Source organism: Cohnella sp. GCM10012308, assembly GCF_042649185.1.
In the GTDB taxonomy this organism is placed as follows: Bacteria; Bacillota; Bacilli; order Paenibacillales; family Paenibacillaceae; genus Cohnella.
In genome coordinates, this window is the sequence record NZ_JBHRYU010000001.1 from 620,063 (window position 1) to 637,473 (window position 17,411).

The window sequence follows — 17,411 nt, forward strand, 5'->3', positions numbered from 1 at the left end:
AGCCTTTTTTAGAGACTTCGGACATCCCCCCTTAAAAGAATCGATACCCACGAGGATGGTGATCCCCACATGTACGTTCGCACGCCGGCCAAAGCCGGATTAATCTTGCTGCTGGCTTCGGCTCTGCTCTCCGCCGCCGGATGCGGCAACCGGACGGCGGCTCCCGCTCAGCCCGATCAGGACCGCCTGCATGCGCGCAGCGCGCCTGGAAGCGATGTATCGGTCGGCGACCGCTCCGTCGCGGTCCGGCCGAACGCCAAGGCCGTCGCCGCCCATCTGGAACAGCTGGCCGAAGGGGTTCGGGGCGTCCGCCACGCCAATTGCGTCATTTTCGGCAAATACGCCGTCGTAGGCATCGACGTCGATCCGAAAATGGAGCGCTCGAGAGTCGGGACGACCAAGTACGCCGTCGCCGAGGCATTCCGCAAAGATCCGTACGGCATCGACGCGCTCGTAACCGCGGACATGGACATGGCCGAGCGGATCCGGGAGATTCGAGCCGATGCGAAGCGCGGCCGGCCGATCGCTGGCTTCGCGGAAGAAATGGCGGATATCGTCGGCCGGCTCGTACCCCAAGTGCCGCGCAGCATCGTGCCTCCGGCCTCGCCGGACGGTCCCGGACCGGCCGCCAAATCGCACGCGAATACGTCCGTAAATACGCAAAGAACCCAGTGAAGTCACTGGGTTCTTGTCCGTATACACATATAAACTCCGCACGCGGCGCACTGGCAGCGAAGACAGGGGATGCGACGGCGATCCGAAGCCGAAGGAACGGCCGGGGACAAGCCTGGCGCTCTGCAGAGACGACAGTCGGACGAATTCGCCAAATCCGGTAGACCTACATCCTCTGCCTGCCATCCGCAACACTCCCTTGGCACCGTGGTTTAGAGACTTGGCACTTTGCAATGGGGTTCGTTGAGCTCAGTATAGCATATGCCTCCCGGGGAGGCCAAGCGATGCTTGCCCGGATTGCCCGGCTTAACCGATCCCTTTATTTTCCATCGCCGTCCGTGGCGGCCGCTGCGCGCCCTTCGGGAGACATCTCTTCGGCAAGCGCGGCCTTCGCCTCCGCCACCGAATCTTTGTCCAGATAGACGTAAGGACTTTTCCAGACGCCCGTAAGCGGGATGAAGCGGATATCCTCGCGGTTGATATCATAATATGTTTTTAATATATTCGTGATCTGCGCTTTCGGAATATCCGTCACCACGTTTTTGCCGGCCACGTCGATGACGCCGCTCAGCTTCGTAATCCCGCCGAAGGACTTCATCTTGTCGACGATGGCGCCGAGCACTTGGCTCTGACGTTCGTTGCGCTCGAAGTCGCTCGAGGCCGCGGTGCCGCGGTTGGACTTGCGGTAACGCACGAAGCCGAGCGCATCTTCGCCGTGCAGCGTTTGTTCGCCCGCCTTCAGGTCGATGTTGGTCCCGTCGGCGTTGTCGACATAACGCATATCCTTGTCCACGTTGACCTTTACGCCGCCCAGCTTGTCGATGACGTCGACAAATCCCTGGAAATTCAGCACGGATGCATAGTTGATGTTGATGCCGAAAAATTTTCCTAGCATCTGCTTCATTTCGTCGCGGGCATAAGCGTTGGCCGCATCGCCTTTTGCATCGCTCTTGCTATGGAACCGAGCGTAAAACGCATTGATTTTTTGCGTCGAATACCCGTCCAGCTGCAGGTCCGAATCTCGCGGAATCGTCACGACCGTGGCCGTGTTCGACTTGGGGTTAAACGCCGCCACCATGATGACGTCGGTGTTCATTCCGCCGATTTTAGGACGGTAATCCATACCAAGCAGGAGCAGCGATATCGGTTTGACCTGCGCCTTTTCGCCTTCCGGGACCGTCTGCGTAGACGCGCCGGAGGACGCGTCGTCGAGCGCCCCGTCGACCTCTCTCCATAACGAATATGCATAAGCGCCCAGGCCTAGAATGACAAGCAGAATGATTGCAAATAGAACGCGAGGCCATTTCTTTTTTTTCTTTTTAGGAGGATTCGCCCTGGCAGTTGCGTTCGCGGCGCCCGAACTCCGGCGCGGCGGCAGCGGGGTATTGGAACTCATTGCTTCACCTCTTCAATGAATTTAAAAAGGCGAATCCCGAAGAGCGCGGGGCTCTCCCGGGGTTCGCCGGAGCTGCATTCGATTCTAGGATTCCGTCCGCTTGACGGCCGCTTCGCCGCCGCCTCGCTTGGCCCGCCATTTGTCGTACATCTGGCGGCCGCGAAGCATCAGCATCATGATGACGGCGACCGACATGCACTGAATGATCGGCAGCTTGTCGAGCTGGAGCAGGAGAAGCACGAGGCACCCGATCGCCATAATGATATGCACGATGATCTCCTTCAGGATCGGCAGCTTGCCCATCCGGAAGACGGCGTTGAAGATATAGATCGTAAATGCCAAGATCAGCAGGTACGAAACGACGGGATTGTCATGAAACCACGTTTGCACTGGTGCCCCTCCTCCTCGTTACTCGCGGCTATCCGATCAGACGCCGGATTCGGCCATCTTGCGCTGCTTCTCGGAACGCTCGCGTTCGCTCTTGTTCAGCAGCTTCTTGCGCAGGCGGATCGACTTCGGCGTGATCTCGCACAGCTCGTCGTCGTTCAGGTACTCGAGCGCTTCTTCCATCGACATCAGGCGAGGGGACTTGAGCTTGACCGTCTCTTCCTTGTTGGCCGTACGGATATTGTTAAGCGCCTTTTCTTTGCAAATGTTGACGATGATGTCGTTGTCCCGGGTGTGCTCGCCGACGATCATGCCTTCGTAAATATCCGTTCCCGGCTCGAGGAACATAATGCCGCGATCCTCGACGCCCATCATGCCGTATACGGTGGACGAGCCCGTCTCGCTGGCCACGAGCACGCCTTGGTGACGTCCGCCGACCTGGCCGCCTACGACCGGACCGTAGCTGTCGAACGCGTGGTTCATGACGCCGTAGCCGCGCGTCAGCGTCAGGAAGTTCGTGCGGTAGCCGATCAGGCCGCGCGCGGGAATCAGGAACTCGAGACGGACTTGCCCGTTGCCGTTGTTGATCATGTTGACCATGTCGGCCTTGCGGGTGCCGAGGCTCTCCATGACGTTGCCCATGCTCTCTTCTGGAACGTCGATCATCAGACGCTCGATCGGCTCGCTCTTGACGCCGTCAATCTCGCGGAGGATAACCTCGGGCTTGGATACTTGCAGCTCGTAGCCTTCGCGGCGCATGTTCTCGATCAGAATGCCGAGATGCAGCTCGCCGCGGCCGCTGACGACGAAGGCGTCGGGGCTGTCGGTCTCGTCTACTCGCAGTGCTACGTCGGTCTCGAGTTCCTTGAACAGGCGCTCGCGCAGCTTGCGCGAGGTGACGTGCTTGCCTTCGCGGCCCGCGAACGGGCTGTTGTTGACCAGGAAGCGCATCTGCAGCGTCGGCTCGTCGATCTTAAGCACCGGCAGCGCCTCGGGGTTCGCCGGGTCGGCGACCGTCTCGCCGATGTTAACGTCCTTGATGCCGGCGATGGCGATGATATCGCCAGCTGACGCTTCTTCCATCTCGACGCGCTTCAGGCCTTGGAAGCCGAACAGCTTTTCAATACGGGCCTGACGGATCTTGCCTTCGCGGTCCAAAACGGCGACCGGCTGGCCTTGGCGGATCTTGCCGCGGTTGACGCGGCCGATCGGAATGCGGCCCAGGTACTCGTTGTAGTCGAGCAGCGTAACGAGGAACTGCAGCGGCGCGTCCTGATCTTCCGTCGGATGCGGAATCTTCTCGATGACCGTCTCGTACAGCGGCTCCATCGTCGTGCCGAGCGTGCCGGCGTCGAGGCTCGCGATGCCGTTCAGGCCGGACGCGTACACGACCGGGAATTCAAGCTGCTCGTCGTTCGCCTCGAGCTCGATAAACAGCTCGAGCACTTCGTCGATGACTTCGGCCGGACGCGCTGCCGGGCGGTCGATCTTGTTGACGACGACGATCGGGGTCAGGCCCGCTTCGAGCGCCTTGCGAAGCACGAACTTGGTCTGCGGCATGCAGCCTTCGAATGCGTCGACGACCAGCAGTACGCCGTCTACCATCTTCATGATCCGTTCGACTTCGCCGCCGAAATCGGCGTGTCCGGGTGTGTCGACGATGTTGATCAGGTGATCCTTGTAACGGACGGCGGTGTTCTTCGCCAGGATCGTAATGCCGCGTTCCCGCTCGAGATCGTTGGAGTCCATCGCCCTCTCCTGGACTTGCTCATTTTCGCGGAATGTGCCGGATTGGCGCAGAAGCTGGTCGACAAGCGTCGTTTTCCCGTGGTCGACGTGCGCGATAATGGCGATATTGCGGATTTTTTCTTGTTGCATGGTTCCACTCCTTAGTCATTTTTATATCTGTATCCATTACGACCGGCAGGCCCGCCTCGGCTGACGCGAACCCGTCGTCCCTAATTTGCCGTGTCCAACACAAAACGTCGACGCGAGGCCGACGTTGTCTACATCCCTTCAATTATACGCTAAACGGGCCCGATTGCCAACCCTCAGTTCAAGATGTCGATCGGTCCGTACTATCTGCGGCGTCTTCGCGGCTTGCGCCGGCTGAGGACAAGCCAGACCCCGAATCCGATCAATGCGGCGGCGAGCAAATAAATGCCCCACGTCCACAGCAGCATGATGGCGAACAGCAGCAGCGAGAGCGCTCCGATGCCCATTGCGGCGTTCCAGACCGCGCGGTCTTTGCCGACGCCGAATACGGCGTATTCGTAAAGGCCGATCGCGATCGAGAGCAAGAAGAGCGGCCATACATAACGCATCGACCCCCAGCCGACCCAGTTGCCGACCATAAGCAGCAGCGACGATCCGGTCAGGATGCCCGCGGGCACCAGCGCCACGGCCGGCACGATGCCGCCGAAATAAAGCACGTGGAGCAAAATGCCGACGATTAAAATCAGGATCGGCCAGAAAACGGCTCCGATAAATGAAAAGACGCCCAGCTTGCCGAGCAAAATGATCAATCCCGCAGCCAAAATCCAGATTCCGACCGCGGCGGATTGCTTGTTCAAAGCGTCTCCCCCACTTCGCTTGTCTATTGCGAACGAACGATATTCGTTTCTTTTATCTAACAGTTTAATGGAAGTCGGGGTAAAAAACTAGTTCGACGCCTTTAAAAAAGAGTAAAAGCCACAATCCTGTCACGAATGCGCGCGGCTTCGCCGCTTCATCCACAGCGCCGCGGACAGCAGTGCCGCCACGGTCGCGAAGGGCAGCGCGAGCGATCCGCGTTCGCCCAAAACCGAGATCAGCGGCGCGAGTCCCTTGTCCTTCAGCGCCATCTCGCAAGCTGCATAACCGAGCAGCGCCCCGCCGGCGTACAGCAGAATGGGGTACCTGTCGAGCAGATGCATAATGAACGAGCTACCCCAAATAATGATAGGTATGCTCATCGCGATGCCGATCAGGAGCAGCGCGGTATCTTCGCCCGCGACGGCCGCCACGGCGAGCACGTTGTCCAAGCTCATGACGAAGTCGGCGACCACGATCGTCCATACGGCGCCGGCGAGCGTGGAGGCGCCCGCGCCCGCGCTTACCTCTTCTTTATGGTCCGTCAGCAGTTTGAAGGCGATGACAAACAGCAGAACGGCGCCTGCCGTCTGCAAATAAGGAATGTCGAGCAGAAGCGCTGCCAGCACGGTGAGCGCGCACCGCAGCAGTACGGCTGCCGCCGCCCCCCACCATACCGCACGCCGCCGCTGCGCGGGCGGAAGCCTGCGGCCGGCCATAGCGATGACGACGGCGTTGTCGCCGCTAAGCAGCAGATTGATGAGCACGATTTGCGCGAAAACGACCAATTGACCCCATAATTCCATGACGCGCACCTCCTTCCCCTGTTATATGTACAGGCTGGTCCGAATATGAAGGAGGCCGGCGCCGCAATTTTTTGAATCTTTCTCGTCCGAGCGCCGTATAACCGTTTATCATTTCAATGTTGGAGGGTCGGAAATGGATTTTTTGAACGCAGAATTTTTTACCGCTTTGATTACGATCGTCCTGATCGACCTCATGCTCGCCGGGGACAACGCGATCGTCATCGGCCTGGCCGCGAGGAACCTTCCCAAGGCCAGCCAGAAAAAAGCGATTTTATGGGGAACGGCCGGCGCCGTCGTCATTCGCGTGATCGCGACGCTGTTGATCGTATACTTGCTAAAAATTCCGTTTCTGCTCGCCGTGGGCGGCGTGGTGCTCATCTGGATCGCCTACAAGCTGCTTATTCAGGAAGAATCCCACGAGCATGTCGAAGCCGGCAGCAATCTGTGGAGCGCGGTACGCACGATCGTCATCGCGGATGCCGCCATGGGTCTTGACAACGTGATCGCCGTCGCGGGAGCCGCTTCGGGAGGCAGCTCCTCCGATCACAGTACGCTGCTAGTCATCCTGGGATTGCTTATCAGTATACCGATCGTCGTATGGGGCAGCACGCTGTTCGTGAATCTGATCAAGCGGTTCCCATGGATCATCTATATCGGATCCGCGATACTGGCCTATACCGCGGCCAAGATGATCACGCACGAAAAGAAATTCGAAGAGCTGTTCGACAACGACCCGACCAACTGGGCGTTTATCGTCGTGGTAGTCATCGCGGTACTGGCTCTCGGCATCTGGAGCAACGCCGCCAAAAACCGTAAAAATGCCCGCAAGCTTAATTCTCCGAATACGCCGTAACATAAAAAAAACCTATCCGGTCGACCGACCTGGATAGGTTTTTTTATCCCCGCTAACTCCCTGCTTAAAACCAACGGTCTTCGGCCGCAGGCAAAGCCTGCTTTTCTTCCCGCCCCTGCGCCGTCATGACAACCGTCTCCGTGCCCGCGACCGCCTCGGCCACCAGACGCTCCAGCTGCTCGCCGAGCGCATGCTCGATGCCTTCGACGACGCGCAGATTCGGATTCGTGGCCGGCGATTTGGGCACGAACAGCGTACAGCAATCCTCGAAAGGCAAAATGGAAGTCTCGTACGTGCCGATCCGCTCGGAGATGCGGATGATCTCCAGCTTGTCCATCATGACGAGCGGGCGAAGCAGCGGCAGCTGCGCGGTGCGCCCGATGACGTTCATGCTGCCGAGCGTCTGGCTGGCCACCTGGCCGAGGCTGTCCCCCGTGACGAGCGCGAGCGCTCCGGACCGCTCAGCGAGCCGCTCCGCGATCCGGAGCATCGAGCGGCGCATCAGCGTAATGATAAGGTGATCCTGCTTCTGTTGCGCCAGCATCGTCTGCAGCTCGGTAAACGGCACGAGGTGCAGCTTGACGCGGCCTCCGTAGTAGGCCAGCCGCTGAGCCAGGGCGATCACTTTGTCCGTCGCCTGCTCGCTCGTGAACGGATAGCTGTGAAAATGCACCGCTTCGATCTCGAGTCCTTTGCGCATCGCGGTCCAGCCCGCTACGGGGCTGTCGATGCCGCCGGACAGAAGCAGCATCGCTTTGCCGTTCATGCCAAGCGGGAACCCGCCCGCGCCGGGCACCACCGAGCAATAGACGAAGACGCCCTGCTGCTGGATGTCCAGCCGCAGCTCGACGTCGGGCTCGCGCACGTCGACCCGAAGCGAAGGCGTGTTGCGCAGCACATGGGCCCCCACCAGATGATTCATTTCCATCGAATCGTGAGGAAAGCCCTTCCAGGCGCGCTTGACGCTCATTTTAAAGGTAGACGGAACCGGTCGGTGCGCCTCCAGGACAGCCAAAGCCGCGCTGCGGATGTCCTCGAGATCGTGCTTGACCCTCAGCACCGGGCTGATCGTCCAGATGCCGAAGACGTCGGTCAGCCTCGAGAGGACGCGATCCGCGTCCGCCCCGTTTAACTTAATATAAACGCGGCCGAAGGCGCTCTCGTACGAGAGCTCGGGGTAGTCTGCCATCGCTTGTTTGATCTTGCCGAGCATAAGCGACTCGAACTTGCCGCGGTTGCGCCCTTTGAGCGTAAGCTCGCCCAGCCGGACGAGCAAATAGTCAAATTTCATCTTCTAATTCCTCTCTAGCGGCTTCAGCTTGGTTACGGTCGTCCGCATCCGCTCGGCCAATGTATCGATATCCCCCTCGGCATGCTCGTCGCCGAAGCTGATCCGGATGCTGCCGGCTCCTCTCGCTTCGCCCAGCCCCATCGCCATCAGGACGCGGCTCGGCTTCAAGCTCTTGGAGGAGCATGCCGATTGCGTGGAGACGAGCACGCCGTGCTCCTCCAGCATATGAAGCAGCACCTCGGGCCGCATGCCGGGATAAGACAGATTGACGATCTGCGGAGAAGCGATCCTTTCGTCCTCCGGGCTGTTCAGCACAAGCTCCGGTATGTCCTTCACGCCGGCCAGCAGCCTGCGCCTCAGCCCGTACATCCGCGTCCTACGCTCGGGCATCGACTCGAGCGCGAGACGAAGCGCCTGCGCCATCCCAACGATGCCGGGAAGGTTATGCGTGCCGCTGCGCGCATCGTTCTCCTGGCCGCCTCCCGCGAGCAGCGGACGGAGCTTCACCCCTTCGCGCACGAGCAAATATCCGGCGCCTCGCGGTCCTCTGAACTTGTGAGCCGAAGCGCTATATAAGTCCACATGCGACCTCGTCCAGTCGAAAGGCACCTTGCCTACCGCCTGAACGCCGTCCACATGGAACCGGATGCGCGGATGACCGCGGAGCAGCTCGCCGATCTCGTCGATCGGCTGCAGCGCGCCGGTCTCGTTGTTCACGTGCATGACGCTCACCAGCACCGTATCCTCGGCAATCGCCGCAGCGACATCCGCCGCGCTGATTCGGCCCTGCGCGTCAGGCAGCAGGTAGGTGACGCGCGTTCCCTCGCTCTCGAGCTGCTTGGCCGTGGCGTGCACGGAGGCGTGCTCGATCGCGGTCGTAATCAAGTGCTTGCCCTTGCGCCCCGTCTGCCCCAGTATGCCCTTCATCGCCAGATTGTTGCTCTCCGTGCCGCCGGAGGTGAAAACGACCTCGCCCGGCGCTGCGCCGAGCAGCGCGGCAACGGCCGTTCTGGCGCGCTCGACCAGCTTGCCTGCGTCGGTGCCCGCCCGGTGTAGCGCCGAAGGATTGGCATAGTGCTCGGCCATCAGTTCGGCGACCGTACGAATGACGGATTCGTAGGGCGGCGTCGAAGCGCTATGATCGAAGTAGTAGGTTTTCAATTGGTCGATTTCCTTTCTTTTCCGCAAACAAAGAAAAAGACCAAAGGCGGCACGAAGCCGCCCTGATCCCTTCTCGCGTCAGCGCTCAGTTCAATTCGGTACACCGTCGCTTAAGGCAGCGTCCAACCGCTGCGCGCGGAGAGTACCTTGCCGATATAGGCCTGCGTCTCCGCCGGCAGCTCGGACAGGCGCGCGGCTACGTCCGCGTCGGTGCGCAGGCCGATGCGATCGACGCGTCCCGGACCGGCGTTGTAGGCGGCGAGGGCGGTCATCTCGCTGCCATCGTACTTGCGCAGCAGATAGGACAAGTACCGGCTGCCGCCGTCGATATTCTGCGCGGGATCGAACGAGTCCTCAACGCCGAGTCCTGAGGCCGTGTTGTCCATCAGCTGCATGAGGCCCTTGGCGCCGGCGGACGAACCCGCGTTCGGATTAAACGAAGACTCCGTCTGAATGACGCCCTTGATCAAGGCGGGATCAATCCCGTAGCGTGCGGCGGCGGCCTGTATCAGCCCGTCGTACGCCGAGGTGGATGTATTGGAGTCGGCCGTGAGCTTACCCGAGCCGTCGTCCGAAACGAGGCTATCAAGCAGGCTCGAACCGTAAGATCCCGCGTTCGCGGACAGCAGGCCGAGGCCCGTCGTCAATCCGGATGTATCGGTTGACGCGCTGTCCAATGCGCTTGCGTCGGCATACCCGTAGCTGTCCATGCCGCCCATATACTGGGAAAGCAATTGCGTAAACAGATTGTTGTCGCCGGTGCCCGACGTCACCGCGTCGGTACTGCCCGCGAACGGATCGACGCCTGAGGTGAACTGCGCCAGCAAAAGCTGCTTCAACATACGCGGGTCGACAGAATTGCCTGCGATGCCGTTAATATATGTCATCGACGAATCCGCCCTTTTATTCGACATTTTACCTTTTCCATTGTACAACACTTCGCCGCCGACGACCAGCATATCGCGGCGATTATCCCCGTCAAGCGCAATCGCCGCCCGTCCCGGGAAAACCCGGTTCGGACGGCGATCGGCAAAACGAATGATCAAGAATTCGGCTTGAAGGTCAGGCAGCAGGTGCTCCTCGAGCTGGCGGCCTTGTCATGGTGCTCTGCGAACGATTCGTCCGCGAACTCCTCATTCCAGTCGGCCTTGGCGTGCGCGTCGATCTCGATGGCGATCTCTTCGGCACCGCACCGGTTGCCCTTGTCCCAGAACGCGCAATTGCTGACGCTGCAGGCTACGCCTCTAGGCATAACGGATCACCTCCGCCGCTTAGTCTGGCCACTTAAGGACAGCGCATGCGGGCGGCAATCAGGGATGTAGAGGAGAGCTTGGCCTTATTTGGACTGGAGGCGGCATTGAATCAAGTATTCGCTCTCATAATAAGCGAGGTCTTCCCGAAGCTCCTCGTATACGCGCGAGACGCCCAGCACGAGATCGCGGGCCGCCCGGACTGGCTTGGCGCGGAAGCGAATCGCATCCTGGCCGGTGTACGCATAACGGCCGTCTTCGGAATAGCCTTCGTTTTTCGGATAGAAGAAAGCGTTAACGCAATAATGGTAAACCTCGTAAAGCGAGCGCTCGGCAGCCTTCTCGTCAAAGTTCGGCCTGCGCAGCAGCGCACCCAGCTTCTCGTAAGACACCTCGGAAAAAACGAGCAGGTGGCGGAGATCGGACAGCAGTCCGGCATAAAACGATTCGGTGTTATCTTCGGCAACCAACTGCGGCAGCGCGTGTCCGTTCAGGAAGGACTCCAGTGGATCGATCGCCGCTTTTAGTTTGTCGCGGCTGGACTCGGCTAACGCCTTCACGTTGGCGGATGGCATAAATTGCTTTCCCCTTTCCGTCTATGCACATGCATGGGACGCCTCACAGATTTCCCGAGAGACGCAATGCCCTTATCGTATCATAAATCGGCCTCAAACGGTACTCCGCACCGCGCAATTCCTCCGTATAATTTTTCCCCCTTTCCAAAGCCTAAGGGTGATGCGCCAGGATCATCGCGTTCACCCCTAAATCCCAAAGGAGTCGGTCCATCCATGCGTCGCCGATACGCGTTTTTCGGATTATTATTTACCGTAGCCGTGGCCATCTTCGCCGTGCCGATCATCGTACCCCAGCCGGGCGGACGGGACCATGCTTCTTCCCCTTCGCCGTCACAGCAAGAAAGCCGATATTCGGCTGCCGCCAAAGAAGAGCATGCCGAAAAGCTGGAGACGATCAAACAGGATATGGCGAAAACCGGCATGCTGTGCCGCATCGAATGCAGCAGCGATATGCGCAAGCTCGCGGCCGCGGCTTCCAAGTCCGGTGCCGCTCCGCTATCCGAAGCTCGAAAAAAGGCTTTAATGAAGGACATGCTGGCGGCCAACCCGCACTTTGAGACGATGGCCTGGACCTCCGGCACGTCCGACGCCGCGGTCGGCGAGAAGCTGGAGCGCTTCGACCCGACGGTTCGGTCGGCTTGGCAAGAAGGCCTGTCCGCGGCCCGTCAAGGACGCAGCTATGAGTCCGCCTCCCTGCCCGTCCGCGGCGACGGCGGCTACGTGCTCGCGGTTCCGGGCGGAACGGGCGGCGACGGTCTCGTCGCCCTGATCCATAACGACGCGGTCGACGAGGTCGAAAAACATCAGCGGCGCAATATGCGGCTCGTCCCCTATCCCGACAACAGCCGCTTCAGAACGCAGGCGACCGAACCCGGAAAGCTGAAGGACAAACACGTGTCGTCCGGCGACGCCAACGGCAATGCCAGCCACTATGCCGTAGACGAAGTCGTCGTCAAGCTGCGGCGCCAGCTTACGCCGCGCGAGCTGCTGCAGCTGCGCAAAACGCTGAACCTGTCGGTCGCCCGCGAGCACCGCAGGCAAACTTACGTTTTCCGCTCTAAGACGCTCGGCACCGCTCAGTTGATCGCTTATTTCAAGAAAAACTGGAACCCTATTTTTGCGGAGCCGCATTACCTGTATATGACCAACGACGGCAAGCCTGCCGGACGTATGGCGCCGCTTGCCGGGCGCGTCAAGCCGCTCGCCGCGGGCAACCCGCTCCAGACCGACATCGTCCCCAACGACACGCTGTACGGGCAATACCAGTGGAATCTGCCCGAGATCGCGACGGAGCGCGGCTGGAACGTCACCCGCGGCAAGCAGGACATTATCGTCGCCGTCGTCGATACCGGCGTGCAGCTCGATCATCCGGACCTGAAGGGCCGTCTGGTAAAAGGAACCAATATCGTGGATCCATCGGCTCAGCCCGAGGACGACGTGGGCCACGGTACCCATGTGGCCGGCGTTATCGCCGCGGAGGTGAACAACAATGAAGGCGTCGCGGGCATGACCTGGTATACGAAGGTTATGCCGGTCAAGGCTCTTGACAACTCCGGCGCGGGCACGACATATTCCGTCGCCGAAGGCATCATCTGGGCGGCGGATCACGGCGCGCATATCATTAATCTTAGCCTTGGCAACTATGCGCAGGCCCAGTTCCTGCACGACGCGATCAAGTACGCCCACGACAAAGGCGTGCTCGTCGTCGCCGCGAGCGGCAACGACAATACGGACCGGCCGGGCTATCCGGCCGCCTATCCCGAGGTCGTCGCCGTAGGCGCGACAGGCTCGGACGAATTGCGCGCGCCTTATTCGAATTACGGCGACTATATCGATGTCGTCGCGCCGGGCACCTCCATCGCCAGCACGTATCCGGGCAGCCGGTACGCGGCTTTGTCCGGCACGTCGATGGCTACCCCGCACGTGGCGGCGCTCGCTTCGCTCATGCTGGCGGCGAACGGCAGCCTGACGAACGACCAGCTCGCCGATCTGCTCGACAAGACCGCCAGAGATCTCGGCGCCGCCGGCAAGGACACGGAGTTCGGCTACGGCCAGATCGACGTGCACGCGGCCGTCGAGGCTGCCGCCGGTAAAAACGCCGCCCCGGCCGCAAGCAAGCAAGCTGCCCAAACCGACGTCCAAAACACGGGACAGCCCGACGTCGTCGAGCAGCGGCTGCTGGACAGACTGCAAACCCTATTATCCGACCTGCTCGGCCGCTGACGTCGAAATCTCGTTTTTTGCCGGACCGATTCATAGCAAAAGCTTCTCCCCTTGCTGAATCGAATGGCCGACAAACCGTTCTGCCGCGAAGTCCGGGACGATCCGCCCCCGTTCTCCGCGCGGAACGGCTTTTCATTTGCCGACTCGAAAACTACGATTTGTCGTTTGACCTCCGGACTTCTATAATAGAGAGAAGCGCGATCGGATCAGATCGCCGATATTACGATGATTATTCATCCGGAACGAAGGGGTAGAGCGTATTGGACAAGGCACAGCGGAAAAAAGAAGAACGGTTGAAACGGGAAGCGCAAGCTCTCAAGAGGCGCAAGCAGTCCCGAATCTGGGTTTGGACGACGGTCGTGGCCGCCGTCGCGATTATCGTGCTGGCGATCGTATTTCGTCCCGAGCCCGAGGATTTGAATTTTAATTACGACACGCTGCCGACGGTCGGCCAGACCGATGCGCCAGTCAAGCTCGTCGAGTTCGGAGACTTTAAATGCACGACCTGCAAATATTTCAACGACGAGATCTATCCGAAGTTAAAAGCGGACTTTATCGATACCGGCAAAATATCGCTCAGCTTCATGAACTTCACGATCATCAGCCCGCAAACGGACTCGAGGACCGCAGCGCTCGCCGCGCAGGCCGTCTATCATCAGAACAACGACGAGTTTTGGAAGTTTTATCATGCCGTCTACGAGAACCAGGGCGCCGAGAGCGCGACATGGGCTACCTCCGACTTCCTCGTCAAGCTGGCGCAGGATAAGTCGCTGAATCTCGACTTCGACAAGCTTAAAAAGGATATCGACGACGCTACATACCAGTCCGAAGTGGACAAGCACAACAAGATCGCGCGCGACAACAATTTTACAGGCACGCCAACGCTGGTCCTGAACGGCAAAAAGCTGTCCGACAGCCAGGCGCTGACCTACGAAAATCTGAAAGCCGAGATCGAAAAGGCGCTGAAGGAGTCGCCGGAAGCACCGGCCGCCTCGTCCGCGACCGCTTCCGCCTCGGCCTCCTAAGGGGGACGTCAAGCGATGCGCTCGTTTATCCGGGCTAACTTCCTCTACCTGGCATGGGTCGTCTCGCTCGTCGCGACCGGCGGCAGCCTGTTCATGAGCGAGGTGCTTAATTACGCCCCCTGCAAGCTGTGCTGGCTGCAGCGGATCTTCATGTATCCGCTCGTGCTGCTGCTCGGCCGCGCCGCCATCCGCGGCGACCGGCGCATCGTAGGCTATGTGGCGCCTCTGATCGCCATCGGCGGATTGATCTCGCTCTATCACTACGGCGAGCAGAAGGTGCCGGGCATGGCCAACATCCTCCCTTGCACGGTCGGCGTTCCTTGCAACGAAGATTACTTGGATTGGTTCGGCGTCATCACGATTCCGCTTTTGGCGCTTACCGCATTTATCCTGATCGGTCTGCTGCTTTGGTTCGGAAACAGGAAACAAAATCAGGAAGGCTGGGCCGATGCCGACGACTCGGAATTCGACGAGCGTTAATCGGAGGCAATCGCATATAGCTGAAACGAAGCCGAAACAGCAAAACGGGACGAAGCAGAGGAATTCCTTGCATCGTCCCGTTTGCGTTTATGGTGATTGTCAGGCCCAATTGCCGCCTCTGAAAATAGGCACGACCGTACCGTCCTCCCGGTAACCGTCGATATCCATCTCCGCAGAACCGATCATGAAGTCGACGTGCGTGATGCTCGTATTGACGCCGCTGGCCGCGAGCTCCTCGGGCGTCATCGTCTTGCCGCCTTCGACGTTAAAGGCGTAGCCGCTGCCGATGGCGAAGTGATTGGACGCATTCTCGTCGAACAGCGTGTTGTAGAACAGAATATTCGACTCGGAAATCGGCGAGCGATGCGGGACGAGCGCCATCTCCCCGAGATAATGCGAGCCTTCGTCGGTCTCGACGAGCTGCTGCAGAATCGCTTCGCCTTCTTCGGCTTCGGCTTTTACGATCCGTCCGAGCACGAACGTCAGCTTAAACCGGTCGATAATATTGCCGGCATAACTGAGCGGCTTCGTGCTGCTCACATAGCCGTTCACCCCGTCGCGCCGCGGCGCCGTGAACACTTCTTCGGTCGGCATGTTCGCCATAAAGTCGACGCCGCCCGGCGCGACGCTCGAGGCGCCTACCCACAGATGGCGTTCCGGCAGCTCGACCGTCAGATCCGTGCCTGCAGCCTTATAGTGCAGCTTGCGCAGGCGCAGTCCGTTCAGCCAGTCGACCTTGCCATGCAGGGCACGATCGTGCGCGCGCCAGGCTTCGACCGGGTCGTCCGCATGCAGGCGCACCGCATCGAAAATTGCCAGCCACAGCTTGCTGAGCGCGATCTCGGGCTCGTCGCCGGGGAATACCTTTTGCGCCCAATCGTTCGAAGCCGCGGCCGCGACCGTCCACGCGACCTTGTCGGATTGAATGGCCCTGCGGAATTCGGCGAGCCCTGCGCCGGCCGCTTTTTGATAATCGCCGATCCGTTGCGGGTCGACGCCCTTCAGCACGTCCGGTCCGGACGAGACGAACGAGATAAAGCAAGCGCCCTTTTCCACGAAGCTGTCCCGCTTTAACGTCTCCCATACAGGGAATGCGCGGAAAACCTCGGCGTCCGCATGATCGTATTTGAGCCGTGACACCGCGTCGTCGCTCCAGTCCACGTGCACGTTGGACGCGCCGGCCTTATAGGCGGCAGCGGCGACGAGACGCGTCAGTGGCGCGATCTCGACCTGGCTGACGACAAATACTTCCTGACCTTGCTGTACGTTCGCGCCGACCTTGACGATCAGCTCCGCATACCGGGCCAACTGCTGCTCAAATGGTTCCACAGGATCATCCTCCGTATCGTACAAATGTTGGTATGCGCAAACGCGTCAGTCCGCCCAATTCCCGCCGCGGAACACAGGCACCGCCGTGCCGTCCTCCCGAATCCCGTCAATATCCATGTCGGCCCTTCCGACCATGAAGTCTACGTGGACGACGCTCGCGTTGACGCCGGCCTCGCGCAGCTGCTCGGGCGACATCGTCTTGCCGCCTTCGAGCGTGAACGGGAAGCCGAGTCCGATCGCGAGATGGTTGGATGCGTTCTCGTCGAACAGCGTGTTGTAAAATAAAACGTTCGCATTCGAGATCGGCGATCGATGCGGCACGAGCGCGACTTCGCCAAGATAATGGGAGCCGTCGTCCGTCTCGACGATCTGCCTGAGAATCTCCTCGCCTTCTTCGGCCTCGACGCCGACGATACGTCCGTTCTCGAACGTCAGCTTAAAGCGGTCGATGAGCGTGCCGCTATAGCTGAGCGGCTTGGAGCTGCTCACATATCCGCTGGCGCCGTCGCGGTGAGGCACCGTGAACACTTCCTCGGTAGGCATGTTTTTCATAAAACCGACGCCGTCAGGCTTCGTTCCGCCGGCCGTCATCCACAGATGACCCTTGGGCAGACCGATCGTAAGGTCCGTGCCCGGCGCCCTGTAGTGCAGCTTGCCGAAGCGTTGTTCGTTCAGCCAGGCCGCTCTTTCCTGCAGCCCTGCATCATGCGCGCGCCAATTTTCTACCGGGTCTTCCGCATGCAGCCTTACAGCGTCAAAAATCGCCTGCCACAGCTTGCGGACGGACACTTCGGCAGACTCGCCCGGGAACACCTTCGCCGCCCAAGCCTTCGTGGCGCTGCCCGCGATCGTCCAAGCGATCTTGTCCGACGCCGTTGCCTGCCGGTACACGGCTAGCGCTTCCCCGGCCGCCTTTTGATATTGACCGATTTTTTGAGGGTCGACGCCGCTTAACAGATCGGGATTGGAGGCATTCAGAAAAATAAAGCAGCCTCCGCGCTCCACGACTTCGTTGCGCCGCAGCTTCTCCCATTCGGGAAACTGCGCGAATATTTCCGGCGCGGCATGGTCGTACTTGAGACGGGTGAGCGCATCGTCCGCCCAATCCACGATTACGTTGCCTGCCCCGGCCTTGTAAGCATGCTTCACGACCAGACGGGCCAGCGGCGCGCCTTCGATCTGGCTGGAGACGTATACGTCTTGGCCTTGCTGAACATTCGCGCCAATCTTAACGATCAGTTCGGCGTACTTGGACAAATCGCGTTCGAATTCCGACATGTCTCACGCTCCGTTTTCAGAATGCAAACCGTTTTTTATATTGTACCGAATTCGCAGATCGATCACAAATTGAACTGACCAGTCATTTTAACGGCGAGGCAGACAGGACTTTAC

The 17,411-nt window shown here is 59.8% G+C and carries 17 protein-coding genes; 5 read left to right on the plus strand and 12 right to left on the minus strand.

Features of this window, described 5'->3' with window-relative positions:
* Positions 1-69: 69 nt before the first annotated feature.
* Positions 70-675, plus strand: coding sequence for a YhcN/YlaJ family sporulation lipoprotein (locus tag ACFOTD_RS02835; RefSeq protein WP_378115499.1), 606 nt, complete (start codon positions 70-72; stop codon positions 673-675).
* Positions 676-991: 316 nt separating this feature from the next.
* Here ACFOTD_RS02835 and ACFOTD_RS02840 read toward each other — a convergent pair whose 3' ends face one another.
* The 5 genes from ACFOTD_RS02840 to ACFOTD_RS02860 form a co-directional block, all read right to left on the minus strand.
* On the minus strand, positions 992-2,068 hold the full coding sequence (locus tag ACFOTD_RS02840) for an LCP family protein (protein ID WP_378115501.1): 1,077 nt from the start codon (positions 2,066-2,068) through the stop codon (positions 992-994).
* An 84-nt stretch (positions 2,069-2,152) separates the two neighbouring features.
* Positions 2,153-2,458, minus strand: a complete 306-nt coding sequence (locus ACFOTD_RS02845) for a YlaH-like family protein (protein ID WP_378115503.1) — start codon at positions 2,456-2,458, stop codon at positions 2,153-2,155.
* Between the two features lie 36 nt (positions 2,459-2,494).
* Positions 2,495-4,333 (minus strand): translational GTPase TypA, encoded by a 1,839-nt coding sequence (typA, locus tag ACFOTD_RS02850; RefSeq protein ID WP_378115505.1) that lies wholly within the window; start codon positions 4,331-4,333, stop codon positions 2,495-2,497.
* A 200-nt stretch (positions 4,334-4,533) separates the two neighbouring features.
* The gene (locus ACFOTD_RS02855; RefSeq protein WP_378115507.1) at positions 4,534-5,028 is read right to left on the minus strand and encodes a hypothetical protein; all 495 of its coding nucleotides are present in this window, start codon (positions 5,026-5,028) and stop codon (positions 4,534-4,536) included.
* A gap of 129 nt (positions 5,029-5,157) precedes the next feature.
* On the minus strand, positions 5,158-5,832 hold the full coding sequence (locus ACFOTD_RS02860; protein ID WP_378115509.1) for a TerC family protein: 675 nt from the start codon (positions 5,830-5,832) through the stop codon (positions 5,158-5,160).
* Positions 5,833-5,965: 133 nt separating this feature from the next.
* Here ACFOTD_RS02860 and ACFOTD_RS02865 point away from each other — a divergent pair, with 133 nt between their 5' ends.
* Complete coding sequence (locus ACFOTD_RS02865; RefSeq protein ID WP_378115511.1) at positions 5,966-6,685, plus strand: TerC family protein; 720 nt, start codon at positions 5,966-5,968, stop codon at positions 6,683-6,685.
* Positions 6,686-6,749: 64 nt separating this feature from the next.
* On the opposite strand, the gene thiI is transcribed toward ACFOTD_RS02865, so the two are convergent.
* The 5 genes from thiI to ACFOTD_RS02890 all read right to left on the minus strand — a co-directional run bounded on the left by thiI (position 6,750) and on the right by ACFOTD_RS02890 (position 10,962).
* Positions 6,750-7,976 carry a tRNA uracil 4-sulfurtransferase ThiI gene (thiI, locus tag ACFOTD_RS02870; RefSeq protein ID WP_378115513.1) on the minus strand — a complete coding sequence of 409 codons (1,227 nt, stop codon included), beginning with the start codon at positions 7,974-7,976 and terminating at the stop codon, positions 6,750-6,752.
* Positions 7,977-7,979: 3 nt separating this feature from the next.
* Complete coding sequence (locus ACFOTD_RS02875; RefSeq protein WP_378115515.1) at positions 7,980-9,137, minus strand: cysteine desulfurase family protein; 1,158 nt, start codon at positions 9,135-9,137, stop codon at positions 7,980-7,982.
* Positions 9,138-9,247: 110 nt separating this feature from the next.
* Positions 9,248-10,183, minus strand: a complete 936-nt coding sequence (locus tag ACFOTD_RS02880; RefSeq protein WP_378115516.1) for a lytic transglycosylase domain-containing protein — start codon at positions 10,181-10,183, stop codon at positions 9,248-9,250.
* Positions 10,180-10,389 carry a DUF1540 domain-containing protein gene (locus ACFOTD_RS02885; protein ID WP_378115517.1) on the minus strand — a complete coding sequence of 70 codons (210 nt, stop codon included), beginning with the start codon at positions 10,387-10,389 and terminating at the stop codon, positions 10,180-10,182. Before ACFOTD_RS02885 ends, ACFOTD_RS02880 begins: the two co-directional genes overlap by 4 nt.
* 84 nt (positions 10,390-10,473) lie before the next feature.
* Positions 10,474-10,962, minus strand: coding sequence for a YpuI family protein (locus ACFOTD_RS02890; RefSeq protein WP_378115518.1), 489 nt, complete (start codon positions 10,960-10,962; stop codon positions 10,474-10,476).
* Between the two features lie 213 nt (positions 10,963-11,175).
* Here ACFOTD_RS02890 and ACFOTD_RS02895 point away from each other — a divergent pair, with 213 nt between their 5' ends.
* The 3 genes from ACFOTD_RS02895 to ACFOTD_RS02905 all read left to right on the plus strand — a co-directional run bounded on the left by ACFOTD_RS02895 (position 11,176) and on the right by ACFOTD_RS02905 (position 14,690).
* Complete coding sequence (locus tag ACFOTD_RS02895; protein WP_378115520.1) at positions 11,176-13,185, plus strand: S8 family peptidase; 2,010 nt, start codon at positions 11,176-11,178, stop codon at positions 13,183-13,185.
* Between the two features lie 260 nt (positions 13,186-13,445).
* A complete protein-coding gene (locus ACFOTD_RS02900) occupies positions 13,446-14,210 on the plus strand; it encodes a DsbA family protein (RefSeq protein WP_378115522.1) in 765 nt (254 codons plus the stop codon).
* Between the two features lie 15 nt (positions 14,211-14,225).
* Entirely contained in the window at positions 14,226-14,690 is a 465-nt protein-coding gene (locus ACFOTD_RS02905) for a disulfide oxidoreductase (RefSeq protein ID WP_378115524.1), read from the plus strand.
* 99 nt (positions 14,691-14,789) lie between these two features.
* Here the strand turns inward: ACFOTD_RS02905 and ACFOTD_RS02910 are convergent, their stop codons facing one another.
* Both ACFOTD_RS02910 and ACFOTD_RS02915 read right to left on the minus strand, forming a co-directional pair.
* A complete protein-coding gene (locus tag ACFOTD_RS02910) occupies positions 14,790-16,019 on the minus strand; it encodes an aminopeptidase (protein WP_378115526.1) in 1,230 nt (409 codons plus the stop codon).
* Positions 16,020-16,064: 45 nt separating this feature from the next.
* Entirely contained in the window at positions 16,065-17,297 is a 1,233-nt protein-coding gene (locus ACFOTD_RS02915; RefSeq protein WP_378115528.1) for an aminopeptidase, read from the minus strand.
* Positions 17,298-17,411: the final 114 nt, after the last annotated feature.

Excerpts from the sequence above, each read along its gene's own strand:
- ACFOTD_RS02835 (WP_378115499.1), top strand. The coding sequence starts at position 70 with ATGTACGTTCGCACGCCGGCCAAAGCCGGATTAATCTTGCTGCTGGCT.
- ACFOTD_RS02840 (WP_378115501.1), bottom strand. The coding sequence starts at position 2,068 with ATGAGTTCCAATACCCCGCTGCCGCCGCGCCGGAGTTCGGGCGCCGCG.
- typA (WP_378115505.1), bottom strand. The coding sequence starts at position 4,333 with ATGCAACAAGAAAAAATCCGCAATATCGCCATTATCGCGCACGTCGAC.
- ACFOTD_RS02860 (WP_378115509.1), bottom strand. The coding sequence starts at position 5,832 with ATGGAATTATGGGGTCAATTGGTCGTTTTCGCGCAAATCGTGCTCATC.
- ACFOTD_RS02865 (WP_378115511.1), top strand. The coding sequence starts at position 5,966 with ATGGATTTTTTGAACGCAGAATTTTTTACCGCTTTGATTACGATCGTC.
- thiI (WP_378115513.1), bottom strand. The coding sequence starts at position 7,976 with ATGAAATTTGACTATTTGCTCGTCCGGCTGGGCGAGCTTACGCTCAAA.
- ACFOTD_RS02885 (WP_378115517.1), bottom strand. The coding sequence starts at position 10,389 with ATGCCTAGAGGCGTAGCCTGCAGCGTCAGCAATTGCGCGTTCTGGGAC.
- ACFOTD_RS02890 (WP_378115518.1), bottom strand. The coding sequence starts at position 10,962 with ATGCCATCCGCCAACGTGAAGGCGTTAGCCGAGTCCAGCCGCGACAAA.
- ACFOTD_RS02895 (WP_378115520.1), top strand. The coding sequence starts at position 11,176 with ATGCGTCGCCGATACGCGTTTTTCGGATTATTATTTACCGTAGCCGTG.
- ACFOTD_RS02905 (WP_378115524.1), top strand. The coding sequence starts at position 14,226 with ATGCGCTCGTTTATCCGGGCTAACTTCCTCTACCTGGCATGGGTCGTC.
- ACFOTD_RS02915 (WP_378115528.1), bottom strand. The coding sequence starts at position 17,297 with ATGTCGGAATTCGAACGCGATTTGTCCAAGTACGCCGAACTGATCGTT.